Consider the following 11,623-nt stretch of genomic DNA (forward strand, 5'->3'; position numbering starts at 1 on the left):
GCTTCGCCGACGTCACCGGCAGCGGTGCTGTCGTCGTAGTGCAGTTCGTTGATGAAGACCTCGGCCTGGGCCGGCGCGGCGGCCAGTGCCAGCAGGCAGGCGGCGGCGAGCGGGGACAGCAATCGCATCGACTACTCCTTGTGATTGGGAATGCCGGGCCACCCTAAAGCCGATCTGGTGACACTTTGTCGTAAATGAACGCCAGATATCTGACAGTGAGACGCCCATCACCAAAATACCGGATCCCCGGACATCGGGCTGTCGTGGCGCGTCGATAAAAATTTGCCGGCCGGGCCTTGAAAGGTCCCCGGGGGTCTCCATCTCTGTTCTGCTCCCGACCTGTCGGGCTTTTTCACGCGCGTTGCTGGCAGTCACCTGGTGTGAGTGCTAACATCGCCGGACTTTTTCAGACCAATCAATAACTTAAGAGGTCCCACATGAGCATCAAGCCGCTGCACGACCGCGTTGTGGTCAAGCCGATCGAAGCCGACGAAGTTTCCGCCGGTGGCATCCTGATCCCGGACTCCGCCAAGGAAAAGTCCACCAAGGGTGAAGTCGTGGCCGTGGGCCCGGGCAAGCCGCTGGACAACGGCACCGTGCGCGCTCCGTCGCTGAAGGTCGGTGACAAGGTCATCTACGGCCAGTACGCCGGCAGCTCGTACAAGAGCGAAGGCGTCGAATACAAGGTCCTGCGCGAAGACGACGTGCTCGCCGTCATCGGCTGAGCGTCGGCGCGACCTGCTTCATACCCTGATTCCAAACACCCAGCCGCCGGGCATGGCCCGGCGCTACCAATGAGGTAACTGCAATGGCTGCCAAGGATATTCGTTTCGGTGAAGACGCCCGTTCGCGCATGGTGCGCGGCGTCAACGTTCTCGCCAATGCCGTCAAGGCCACCCTGGGCCCGAAGGGCCGCAACGTCGTGCTCGAGAAGAGCTTCGGCGCCCCGACCATCACCAAGGACGGCGTCTCCGTCGCCAAGGAAATCGAACTGGCTGACAAGTTCGAGAACATGGGCGCGCAGATGGTGAAGGAAGTCGCGTCGCGTACCAACGACGACGCCGGCGACGGCACCACCACCGCCACCGTGCTGGCCCAGGCCCTGATCCGCGAAGGCGCCAAGGCCGTTGCTGCCGGCATGAACCCGATGGACCTCAAGCGCGGTATCGACAAGGCCGTCGTGGCTGCCGTCGCCGAGCTGAAGAACATCTCCAAGCCGACCGCTGACGACAAGGCCATTGCCCAGGTCGGCACGATCTCGGCCAACTCGGACGAGTCGATCGGCCAGATCATCGCCAACGCGATGAAGGAAGTCGGCAAGGAAGGCGTGATCACCGTTGAAGAAGGCTCGGGCCTGGACAACGAGCTGGACGTGGTCAAGGGCATGCAGTTCGACCGCGGCTACCTGTCCCCGTACTTCATCAACAACCAGCAGTCGCAGACCGCTGACCTGGATGACCCGTACATCCTGCTGCACGACAAGAAGATCTCCAACGTCCGTGACCTGCTGCCGGTGCTGGAAGGCGTCGCCAAGGCCGGCAAGCCGCTGCTGATCGTTGCCGAGGAAGTCGAAGGCGAAGCGCTGGCGACCCTGGTGGTCAACACCATCCGCGGCATCGTCAAGGTCGTGGCCGTCAAGGCTCCGGGCTTCGGCGACCGTCGCAAGGCGATGCTGGAAGACATGGCCGTGCTGACCGGCGGCACCGTGATCTCCGAGGAAGTCGGCCTGTCGCTGGAAAAGGCCACCATCAAGGACCTGGGCCGCGCCAAGAAGGTGCAGGTTTCCAAGGAAAACACCACCATCATCGATGGCGTGGGTGACAAGGCTGCGGTCGATTCGCGCGTTGCGCAGATCAAGACCCAGATCGAAGACACCTCCTCGGACTACGACCGCGAGAAGCTGCAGGAGCGCGTGGCCAAGCTGGCCGGTGGCGTTGCAGTGATCAAGGTCGGTGCTTCGACCGAAATCGAAATGAAGGAAAAGAAGGATCGCGTCGACGACGCCCTGCACGCGACCCGTGCGGCCGTTGAAGAAGGCGTGGTTCCGGGCGGCGGCGTTGCCCTGGTCCGTGCGGTCTCCGCGCTGGCTGGCCTGAAGGGTGCCAACGAAGACCAGAACCACGGCATCCAGATCGCCCTGCGCGCGATGGAAGCCCCGCTGCGCGAAATCGTCGCCAACGCCGGCGAAGAGCCGTCGGTCATCGTCAACAAGGTCAAGGAAGGCACCGGCAGCTTCGGCTACAACGCCGCCACCGGCGAGTTCGGTGACATGCTGCAGTTCGGCATCCTGGACCCGACCAAGGTGACCCGTTCGGCGCTGCAGAACGCAGCCTCGATCGCTGGCCTGATGATCACCACCGAAGCCATGGTTGCCGACGCTCCGAAGAAGGACGAGCCGGCCATGGGTGGCGCTGGTGGCATGGGCGGCATGGGTGGCATGGGCGGCATGGACTTCTAAGTCCCGCTGCACCGGTAGCGGCCGACCCAGGTCGGCACGCTTCCCTGCTGCAATGAAAAACCCCGCCGCAAGGCGGGGTTTTTTTGTGGGCTGCATCCACGCTTGGCGTGCATCTACGCGGGCAACGCGGGATTGACCGCCGCTACGCTCGTGCCGTCGATATGTTGTCCTGCAGCCACGCCAGGAACGCCGCCACCATCGGTTTGTCGCTACCCTCGCTGCCAGGCCGGGTCACGGCGTAGTAGGCGAAGGACTGCGGCCACGGCTGCTGCAGGACCACCTGCAGGCGACCGCTGGCCACTTCTTCGGCCACGTGGATGTCGCGCACCAGTGCGATGCCCTGGCCGGCTGCCGCCGCACGTATCAACAACAGATCGTCGTCGAAGGCGGGGCCGCGCTGCAGGCGCGCATCCTGCGGCAGGCCCAGGGCCTGGAACCACAGACGCCAGTCATTGCGTTCGCTGTCCTGCAGCAGCGGCAGCCGCAGGCAGTGCTGCACGCGGGTGATCGCTGGCACGGTTGCCAGCAGCGCGGGGCTTGCCACCGGCAGCAATGCCGGTGCCAACAGGTGCTCTGCATGCAGCCCAGGATACTGGCCCAGACCATGCCGGATCGCGATGTCCACGCCATCACGGCGCAGGTCCACCAGCGCGGGGCTGGCATCCAACTGCACGTCGATTCCTGGATGCCGCGCGCTGAAATCGGCCAGTCGCGGCGCCAGCCAGTGCGCGGCGAAACTTGGCGCGGCGCTGATCCGCAACGTTGACCTGCCTTGCCACGCTTCCAGTGCGTGCAGGCTGCTGGCGATCTGATCGAAGGCCTGACGCAGTTCCGGATAGACGCGGCTGCCGGCCGCGCTGAGCACCACGCCATGGCGGGTTCGATCGAACAGGCTGACACCGAGCCGTTCCTGCAGCTGCCGCAGCTGTTGACTGACGGCACCGGGTGTCACGCCCATCACCTCGGCGGCCGCTGTCAGGCTGCCGTGACGGCTGGTTTCAACGAAGGCCCGCAGGGCCAGCAAGGGCAGTACCGCACCCATCTTCCATTCTCCCGTGACGATGCTGGCGAGCCGTCGGCACGTTCACCGGCCAGCGCAGGGCACAGCATATCGGCCGGGTCGATGGCTGTCGCGCCGGTGTGCGCGATGTTGAGCTGGGCTCAACTGCAACTTCAGCAGACATCGTTTCCCACCTGCATGCCCGGTTCCTAGACTGGTTGCACGGTCGCTGCAGCGCCTTTTCCACATCGCTTCGCCCTGCCCATGGTGTGGGAGGGCAGCGCGTGTGCACCTGATTTCTGCCTCCAGGACGCTTCCGTGACCGAACCTTCGCTGCACCTGCATACCGACAGCTCACCCAACGGCTACAAGGCCACCATCGCGCTGGAGGAACTGGGCCTGCCCTATCGCCTGCACCACGTGCGCATCGAGCAGGGTGAGCATCGCCATCCCGATTTCCTGCGGCTCAATCCGCACGGTCGCATTCCGGTCCTCGAAGACCGCGGCAGAGGCATCGTGCTGTTCGAATCGGCGGCGATCCTGCTGTACCTGGCCGAGCAGGGCGGCGCATTGTTGCCACAGGCACCGGCCGCGCGCTGGGACGCCATCACCTGGCTGATGTTCCATGCCTCCAGCGTCGGTCCCATCTTCGGCCAGCGCGTGCATTTCGAACACTTCGCGCAGGAGCGTTACCTGCCGGCGATCGAGCGCTACCGGCACCTCTCCGAAGACATCTTCGCGATCCTCGATGCACGCTTGGCCGTGCGTCCCTGGTTGGCCGGCGATGACTACTCGATCGCCGACATCGCCCACTTCGGTTGGCTGCATGTGCTCCGCGTGATCGACATCGACTTCTCGCGCCATCGCCATCTTTCGGCGTGGTACCAGCGCGTAGCCGCGCGGCCCGCCGTACAGCGTGGCGTGCTGCTGCCTGAGCCCGCGACCGGGCCTTGAGGAGATTCCTGCGATGACAGCCTCCCTTTCGATCCACGGTGCTTCGGCAGCAACCTTCGCCGGCCATGCCGGTTATCAGCGCATGTTCCGTGCCGATGCGCTGACCTTGGGCATCTTCCTGCCGCTGCGTTTCTACCAGGGCGACATGGCGGTACTGCAGGGACAGACCGCGCTGGTGGAAGCCATCGACCGCCATGGCTTCGCTGCGATCTGGGTGCGCGATGTTCCGCTGTTCGATCCCCAGTTCGGTGATGCGGGACAGGTGTTCGATCCGTTCACGTATCTCGCATGGCTGGCTGCGCGCACCCATCGCGTCGCGTTGGCGACAGGCAGCGTGGTGATGCCACTGCGGCATCCCATCGACCTGGCCAAGGCTGCCGCGTCGATCGATCAGTTGTCCGCAGGGCGGCTGGTGATGGGCATTGCCTCGGGTGATCGACCGCTTGAGTTTCCCGCCTATGGCCTCGACCACGCCCAACGTGGTGAGCGGTTCGCAGATGCTGTGGTGGCCTTCCGGCAATGGTTGCAGCCCGCAGATGGGGCACTCGCCGGCCATCCCTGGGCCGCGCAGGGCGTGCAGTTGCTGCCGCCGCCGGTCAGCGGTCGCATTCCGCTGATCGTCACCGGTGGCGCCCGGCAGTCGCTGCAATGGATCGGCGAGCACGCCGACGGCTGGCTGACCTATCCCGATGCAACCCATGACGCGGCAGGACCACAGCGGCTGGCGGCGAAGATCCACGCATGGCGCGCGCAGATTCCCGACGGCGGCTTCCGTCCGCACATGACCAATGAATGGCTGGATCTGGTGGATGACCCGGACCATCCGCGCGTGCCGCTGCAGGGTGGCTACTGCCTGCGCACCGGGCGCAAGGGGCTGATCGCGCTGCTGGAAGCCTGGCAGCGCGCCGGGGTCAACCATGCCGCGCTCGGCATCCAGTTCTCGCAGCGCCCAGCTGCCGATGTGCTGCAGGAACTGGCCGAAGAGGTGCTGCCGTTGTTTCCGTCGCATCCCGGCCCACCGTCGCCGGTGATGGAATGGTAGCGATGCAATTCCGCGATCGCTGAGCTGCGGATCCTGCCAGCAGCAACGGCAGGCTTGCAGTTCTTGTCTCATGTTATGATTAGCCGCCTAATCATATATGGATGCGCGATGCTTGAGTTGAAGCACCAGGCCCTCGTCGAGGAGGCGCAGCGGCGTGGTCACGCCAATGTCGCGCAGCTGCGCCTGTGCTTCCAGCTGCTCGCCTTGTCCAGCGCGATCGACCGTGACTGCGCTGCACGGTTGGCGCCGCACGGCCTCAGCGAGGGCCGCTTCGTCGTGCTGTTCCTGCTGCACGGCGCGGGCGGCACGCTGCCGCCGCACGAGTTGGCCGAGCGCGCCGGCGTCACCCGCGCCACCATCAGCGGATTGCTCGACGGCCTGCAGCGTGACGGCCTGCTGCAGCGGCGCAGCGATGCCGAAGATGGCCGCCGTCTGCAGATCGTGCTGACGGTGCGCGGCAAGCGCCTGGCCGGCGATCTGTTCGACCGGCACACGCAATGGATCGGTGGACTGTTCAACGGACTGGATGTCGGTGAACAGGCGCAGTTGTCGCTGCTGCTCGAAAAAGTCTGGCGGCATACCGACGCAGGCCAGGAAGCAGTTACATGAGCGCTACCATCGCCACGGCACGCCTGCAGGCACTCAATGCGGGCAGCGCAGCCAGCACGCATCTGGCCGAGTGCCTGGCGGTGGACTTCGCTGCGTTGCTGCAGGCAGTGGCACCGACCTTGCCACCGGCCTCGATACAGCGCATGCACGTCGCCGCAGGCAAGGGAATCACCCAGCGCATGGCCTTGGCCGCAGCGCTACTGCGCGAGGCAGGGCAGGGCGAGGTGCAGCACTGGCAGGCGCATCCATCCGACACCGTGCGGGGATGGGCGTGCTATCTGATCGGCGCTGACGCGCAGGCGACATTGGCCCACAAGCTGCAGGCGATGCGTCCACTGGCAGACGATCCGCACTTCGGTGTGCGCGAATGGGCGTGGTTGGCGCTGCGCAGCGATATCGTCGCCGCGCCACTTGATGCGCTCGCCCTGCTGCAACCCTGGGCGCAGCAGCCCTCGCCACATCTGCGCCGCTTCGCCTGTGAGGCGCTGCGTCCCCGCGGTGTCTGGGCCACGCACATTGCGCTGTTCAAGCAGCAACCCGAACACGTGCTGCCCGTGCTGGAGGCACTTGCCGATGATCCAGAGCGCTATGTGCAGGACTCGGTTGGCAACTGGTTGAACGATGCTGGCAAGAGCCAGCCCGGTTGGGTGCGCGATGTCTGCACACGGTGGCAGTCAACCCACGACAGCGTCGCCAATACGTACATCCGCAAACGCGCGCTGCGCTCGCTGTAACCCCGCACCGTTCACCCGTTTCCCGCTGATGCCGGCTGCTGGCCGGCAACCCATGTCACGCCCGTTCCCCGGTAGTGCCGGCCGCTGGCCGGCAACCCCATGACCCTCAAGGAAGACCCCATGTCCCACCTCCTCATCGAGCTGTACACCGCGACGCCCGCCTGGAAAGCCTTGTCCGCCGAACAGCGCAACACCTTCTTCACCCGTATCGGTGCCGGCATGCAGCAGCTCGACCCTGCATGCATCGCACCGTTGGCGATGGGCCGCGTGGCCAGCGAGGTGCCACATGCCAGCGCCGAGCAGTACTACGCCGTCTGGCAGTGCGCCAACCGTGCAGATGCCGATGCGCTGATGGCCGCCATCAGTGCCACCGGCTGGCATGACTACTTCGCCACCACCAATGCCGTGGGCGCAGTGGATGCGATGGCCCAGCACCTGGCGGACCTCGCAGCGCTGTAATGCGACCTGCGGTGGCACATGCGCGTGTCATCCATTCCGGGTAAAGATGGCGCTCGGCCGTATCCATCCGCAGGGAAGTCGAGCATGCAGAGCAAGATCCAGGTGACGTTGTACGGAGCGCTGGGCAGCAGTCCTGCGCTGCAGGTACCCGGCCTGGAAGGGCCGGTGGTTGCCATCCAGGAAGCCACCCTGCGGCAGCTGGTGTCCGATCTGTATACGGCCCGGTCCATGCTCAACCCCGAACAGCTGGATGACGCCAGGCAGGAACTGGACCGCGTGGTGGAGCGTTGGGTCGACATCCACGAGACGCTGCTGCTGGATGTGGAAGTGCATGGCGGCCGATAGTCCGCTGAACCGCGCCCGCAGTTGCGGATGAAACAGTTGGCACCTGCCAAAACCCTGTGTTATCAATAGATCCCATGAACGCAACCCACGCCAGCTTTTATTGGTATTACTTTCCGAAGCCCCCGGCGGAGGAAGGATTGCGCTCACCCTGAAGAAAGCTTCAGACGCATTCCCGAAAGCCGCCAGCGAACCTGGCGGCTTTTTTCATGTCGCCACGCTGCGGACCCCCATCGTTCCGTAGAGACCCCCCACCATGCCCCCGCACACCGACGACCTGCGTATCCGCACCATCGAACCGCTGACACCGCCTGCCCAGCTGCTGGCGATGCTGCCCTGCGATGACGAAGCCTCCGACACCGTCAGCGCCTCGCGCGCGGCCCTGCACCAGATCCTGCACGGCCGCGACGACCGCCTGGCCGTGGTGGTCGGGCCATGCTCGATCCACGACCCGAAAGCCGCCATCGAATACGCCCAGCGCCTGAAGCCGCTGCGCGATGCGCTGGCGGGCGAGCTGGAAATCGTCATGCGCGTGTACTTCGAAAAGCCGCGCACCACGGTGGGCTGGAAGGGCCTGATCAACGATCCGGACCTGGATGGCAGCTTCAAGATCGACAAGGGCCTGCGCATCGCCCGTGGCCTGCTGCGCGACATCAACAAGCTGGGCCTGCCTGCCGGTGTCGAGTTCCTCGATGTGATCTCGCCGCAGTACATCGCCGACCTGGTGGCATGGGGCGCGATCGGTGCACGCACCACCGAAAGCCAGGTGCATCGCGAGCTTGCGTCGGGGTTGTCGTGCCCGGTCGGCTTCAAGAACGGCACGGACGGCAACGTCAAGATCGCGGCCGATGCCGTGGGCGCGGCCTCGAACCCGCATCACTTCCTGTCGGTCACCAAGCAGGGCGGCACGGCCATCGTCTCCACCACCGGCAACCCGGACTGCCATGTGATCCTGCGTGGTGGCAAGCAGCCGAACTACGATGCGGCCAGCGTGGCCGATGCCTGCCAGGCGCTGGCCAAGGCCAAGCTGCCGACGCGCCTGATGATCGATGCCAGCCACGCCAACAGCCTGAAGAACCATGAGAACCAGCCGAAGGTGATCGAAGACATCGCCACCCAGCTGGAAGACGGCGAGCAGCGCATCGTCGGTGTGATGGTTGAAAGCCATCTGGTCGGTGGCCGTCAGGAGCTGGTCGAAGGCCAGCCGCTGGTCTACGGCCAGAGCATCACCGATGGCTGCATCGACTGGGACACCACCGTGACGGTGCTGGAGCGGCTGGCGGCGGCCGTGCGCGCCCGTCGCGAAGTGAAGGTGTCCGAAGCCGCCTGAGTGCGGCACGTGTGTGGATGGCGGCCAGCGCCTGCGGGGGTGCGGCCGCGATCAGGGCCGGTCGGAGTTGGAGACCGGCCCGTCTGCACCGGCGATGCGCCTGGCGCTGCGTATGTACGACAGCGCCAGGTACATCGCCGGGGTGGTGTGAACCCCGACCAGGTTATGTAGATCCACGCCATGCGTGGATGAAGTCGCCCCGCTCACCCTCTCGCGCGCACCCTCGCCAACGCCAGATACATCGCCGGCGTGGTGTACAGCGTCAACCACTGGCTGACCAGCAGCCCGCCCACGATCGCGATGCCCAGCGGCTGCCGCAGCTCCCAGCCTTCGCCGTTGGCCAGCATCAGTGGCAACGTGCCCAGCAGTGCCGCCAGCGAGGTCATCAGGATCGGCCGCAGGCGCAATCGTGCCGCTTCCATCACCGCATCGCGCGCACTCAGCCCGCGGCGTTCGCCGGCCAGCGCGAAGTCGACCAGCAGGATGGTGTTCTTCATCACCACGCCCACCAGCAGGAACAGACCGAGCAGCGCTATCAGGTTCAGTTCGTTGCCGAACAGCCACAGCGCAAGCAGCGCGCCGATACCGGCCGACGGCAGCGTGGACAGGATCACCAAGGGCTGCAGGAAGCTCTCGTAGAGGATGCCCAGCACCAGGTACACCGCCAGGGTGGCACCCAGCACCAGCCACAACTGGCGCGACCGCAGCTGCTCGAGGCCACCGGCCTCGCCGGACAGCTTGGCCTGCACCGAGCGCGGCAGCATCAGTTTGGCCATCGCCGCATCAATGGCCTGCGTGGCCTGCTCCAGGCCCACGCCCGGCGCCAGCGCGAACTCGATCCAGATCGAGGCGAACTGCTCGCTGTGGTACACGCGGTCCGGCGCCATGCCGTAGCGCCAGCTGGCGATGCTCGACAGCGGAATGCGCTGGCCGCCGCCATCGATCACCTGCAGCCGTGACAGCGTGCCCGGGTCCTGCGTGTGCTTCGGGTCCAGCTCCATCACCACCCGGTACTGGTTGAGGCTGTCGTACAGGGTGGCGACCTGGCGCTGGCTGAAAGAGTTGTTGAGCATGTTGGCCACGGTGCGCAGGTCCACGCCGTGGCGCGCGGCGGCCTCGCGGTCGATGTCCAGCATCACCTGGCGCATGCCGGCCTCGCCCTGCGCTTCCACGTCCACCAGTTCCGGCAGGCCACGCAGCGCAGCAGCGACCTTCGGTGCCCATTGGCGCAATGGCGCGGTATCGGCCGACAGCAATTGGAATTCGTACTTGCCGCTGCTGCCGGCGCCTTCCAGGCGGATGTCCTGGTCCACCCACAGATAGAGGTTGCCCCCAGGCAACTTGGGCAGGCGCGCACGCAGGCGGTCGATCACCTGCTGGCTGGAGACGCCGCGTTCGGCCAGCGGCTTCATCTTGATCATGATGAAGGCGTTGTTGACCCCGTTGCTGCCACCGATATACCCGATGATGTCCTCGATGGCGGGGTCGGACAGCAGCAGTTTGCGGTAGGCATCGATCTTCGGCTGCATTGCTTGGAAGGACAGGCCGTCATCGCCACGCGCGAAGCCGCGCAGCTGTGCGGTGTCCTGCTGCGGAACGATGCCCTTGGGTACCTGCTGGAACAGCCACGCATTGAGTGCGATAACCGCCACGAAGGCCAGCAATGGCCAGCGCAGGTGACGCAGGCTGGCCTGCAGGGTGCGCAGATAGGCGCCACGCACGCGCTCGAACAGCGCATTGCCGCCGCGCTGCCAGCGCGAGGGCTGTTGTGCGTCATCAACGAACAGGCGCGCGCACAGCATCGGCACCAGGCTGAGTGCCACCAGCACCGACACCGTCATCGCCGCCACCAGGGTCAGCGAGAATTCGCGGAACAGGCGCTCGACGAAATCGTCCAGGAACAGGATCGAGACGAACACCACGGCCAGCGCCAGGTTCATCGACAGCAACGTAGCGCCCACTTCGGATGCACCGCGCACCGCCGCCTGCCAGCGGTCGGCGCCCAGTTCGCGATGGCGCGCGATGTTTTCCAGCACCACGATGGCGTCGTCCACCACCAGTACCGCCGCCACGATCAGGGCCATCAACGAGAGCGTATTGAGCGAGAAGCCCATCAGCGCGATCAACGCCAGCGTGCCGAACAGCACCACCGGAATCGCGACACTCGGTACCAGTGCTGCGCGCCAGTGGCCGAGGAAGCCGAGCACCACCAGCACCACCAGCGCGATCGCCAGCAGCAGGGTCACTTCTGCTTCGTGCAGGGTGGCCCGGATCACCGGCGAGCGGTCCATCACCAGCCGCATGTCCACCGTGCTCGGCAGCAGGGCGTGCAGCTGCGGCAGCTGCGCCTGGATCGCATCGACGGTGGCGATGATGTTGGCGCCGGGCTGGCGGCTGACGATCAGCAGTACGGCCGGGCGTTCGTTGTGGAAGCCACTGGCATAGCGATCCTCCACGCCATCGGCGACGGCGGCGACATCGCCCAGCCGCAGCAGGCGATCATCGCTGGCCTCCAGCGCCAGCTCGCGATACTGCGCGGCTTGGCGCAGCTGCAGCGGCGCCTCCAGTTGCCAGTGCTGGTTCGCGCCTGCGACCGCACCCAATGGCCGCACTGCATTGGCGCGGCTGATCGCCTGTGCCACGTCTTCCAGTGCCAGGCCCGCGTGATTGAGGGCATTCGGGTCCAGCGATACGC

11 protein-coding genes are annotated in these 11,623 nt (G+C 65.7%); 9 read left to right on the top strand and 2 right to left on the bottom strand.

Going from position 1 to position 11,623, the window contains the following annotated elements; genetic code table 11:
- Positions 1-437: 437 nt before the first annotated feature.
- Both DBR20_RS13925 and groL read left to right on the top strand, forming a co-directional pair.
- Positions 438-725 (top strand): co-chaperone GroES, encoded by a 288-nt coding sequence (locus DBR20_RS13925; protein ID WP_089237231.1) that lies wholly within the window; start codon positions 438-440, stop codon positions 723-725.
- An 83-nt stretch (positions 726-808) separates the two neighbouring features.
- On the top strand, positions 809-2,458 hold the full coding sequence (gene groL / locus DBR20_RS13930) for a chaperonin GroEL (protein ID WP_025878650.1): 1,650 nt from the start codon (positions 809-811) through the stop codon (positions 2,456-2,458).
- 142 nt (positions 2,459-2,600) lie between these two features.
- On the opposite strand, the gene DBR20_RS13940 is transcribed toward groL, so the two are convergent.
- Positions 2,601-3,500: a LysR substrate-binding domain-containing protein gene (locus tag DBR20_RS13940; RefSeq protein WP_108266588.1), complete on the bottom strand. Its 900-nt coding sequence runs from the start codon at positions 3,498-3,500 to the stop codon at positions 2,601-2,603.
- 276 nt (positions 3,501-3,776) lie between these two features.
- Here DBR20_RS13940 and DBR20_RS13945 point away from each other — a divergent pair, with 276 nt between their 5' ends.
- From DBR20_RS13945 to DBR20_RS13975, 7 genes are all read left to right on the top strand, one after another.
- The gene (locus DBR20_RS13945) at positions 3,777-4,412 is read left to right on the top strand and encodes a glutathione S-transferase family protein (protein ID WP_108266589.1); all 636 of its coding nucleotides are present in this window, start codon (positions 3,777-3,779) and stop codon (positions 4,410-4,412) included.
- Between the two features lie 13 nt (positions 4,413-4,425).
- The gene (locus DBR20_RS13950) at positions 4,426-5,454 is read left to right on the top strand and encodes an LLM class oxidoreductase (protein WP_108266590.1); all 1,029 of its coding nucleotides are present in this window, start codon (positions 4,426-4,428) and stop codon (positions 5,452-5,454) included.
- Between the two features lie 108 nt (positions 5,455-5,562).
- On the top strand, positions 5,563-6,063 hold the full coding sequence (locus DBR20_RS13955) for a MarR family transcriptional regulator (RefSeq protein ID WP_108266591.1): 501 nt from the start codon (positions 5,563-5,565) through the stop codon (positions 6,061-6,063).
- Positions 6,060-6,797 carry a DNA alkylation repair protein gene (locus DBR20_RS13960; RefSeq protein ID WP_108266592.1) on the top strand — a complete coding sequence of 246 codons (738 nt, stop codon included), beginning with the start codon at positions 6,060-6,062 and terminating at the stop codon, positions 6,795-6,797. Before DBR20_RS13955 ends, DBR20_RS13960 begins: the two co-directional genes overlap by 4 nt.
- Before the next feature lie 120 nt (positions 6,798-6,917).
- The gene (locus DBR20_RS13965) at positions 6,918-7,256 is read left to right on the top strand and encodes a DUF6616 family protein (RefSeq protein WP_108266593.1); all 339 of its coding nucleotides are present in this window, start codon (positions 6,918-6,920) and stop codon (positions 7,254-7,256) included.
- Positions 7,257-7,340: 84 nt separating this feature from the next.
- Positions 7,341-7,601 carry a hypothetical protein gene (locus DBR20_RS13970; RefSeq protein WP_108266594.1) on the top strand — a complete coding sequence of 87 codons (261 nt, stop codon included), beginning with the start codon at positions 7,341-7,343 and terminating at the stop codon, positions 7,599-7,601.
- A 253-nt stretch (positions 7,602-7,854) separates the two neighbouring features.
- Positions 7,855-8,928 carry a 3-deoxy-7-phosphoheptulonate synthase gene (locus DBR20_RS13975; protein ID WP_049467209.1) on the top strand — a complete coding sequence of 358 codons (1,074 nt, stop codon included), beginning with the start codon at positions 7,855-7,857 and terminating at the stop codon, positions 8,926-8,928.
- A gap of 203 nt (positions 8,929-9,131) precedes the next feature.
- Here DBR20_RS13975 and DBR20_RS13980 read toward each other — a convergent pair.
- A partial coding sequence (locus tag DBR20_RS13980) for an efflux RND transporter permease subunit (protein ID WP_258223364.1) occupies positions 9,132-11,623 on the bottom strand: 2,492 nt, incomplete at its 5' end.

It is taken from the genome of Stenotrophomonas sp. HMWF023, from assembly GCF_003060985.1.
Taxonomy (GTDB): Bacteria; Pseudomonadota; Gammaproteobacteria; order Xanthomonadales; family Xanthomonadaceae; genus Stenotrophomonas; species Stenotrophomonas lactitubi.

Bases quoted from the DNA above. Each gene is read 5' to 3' on its own strand.
- DBR20_RS13925 (WP_089237231.1), top strand. From the start codon at position 438: ATGAGCATCAAGCCGCTGCACGACCGCGTTGTGGTCAAGCCGATCGAA.
- groL (WP_025878650.1), top strand. From the start codon at position 809: ATGGCTGCCAAGGATATTCGTTTCGGTGAAGACGCCCGTTCGCGCATG.
- DBR20_RS13940 (WP_108266588.1), bottom strand. From the start codon at position 3,500: ATGGGTGCGGTACTGCCCTTGCTGGCCCTGCGGGCCTTCGTTGAAACC.
- DBR20_RS13950 (WP_108266590.1), top strand. From the start codon at position 4,426: ATGACAGCCTCCCTTTCGATCCACGGTGCTTCGGCAGCAACCTTCGCC.
- DBR20_RS13955 (WP_108266591.1), top strand. From the start codon at position 5,563: ATGCTTGAGTTGAAGCACCAGGCCCTCGTCGAGGAGGCGCAGCGGCGT.
- DBR20_RS13960 (WP_108266592.1), top strand. From the start codon at position 6,060: ATGAGCGCTACCATCGCCACGGCACGCCTGCAGGCACTCAATGCGGGC.
- DBR20_RS13965 (WP_108266593.1), top strand. From the start codon at position 6,918: ATGTCCCACCTCCTCATCGAGCTGTACACCGCGACGCCCGCCTGGAAA.
- DBR20_RS13970 (WP_108266594.1), top strand. From the start codon at position 7,341: ATGCAGAGCAAGATCCAGGTGACGTTGTACGGAGCGCTGGGCAGCAGT.
- DBR20_RS13975 (WP_049467209.1), top strand. From the start codon at position 7,855: ATGCCCCCGCACACCGACGACCTGCGTATCCGCACCATCGAACCGCTG.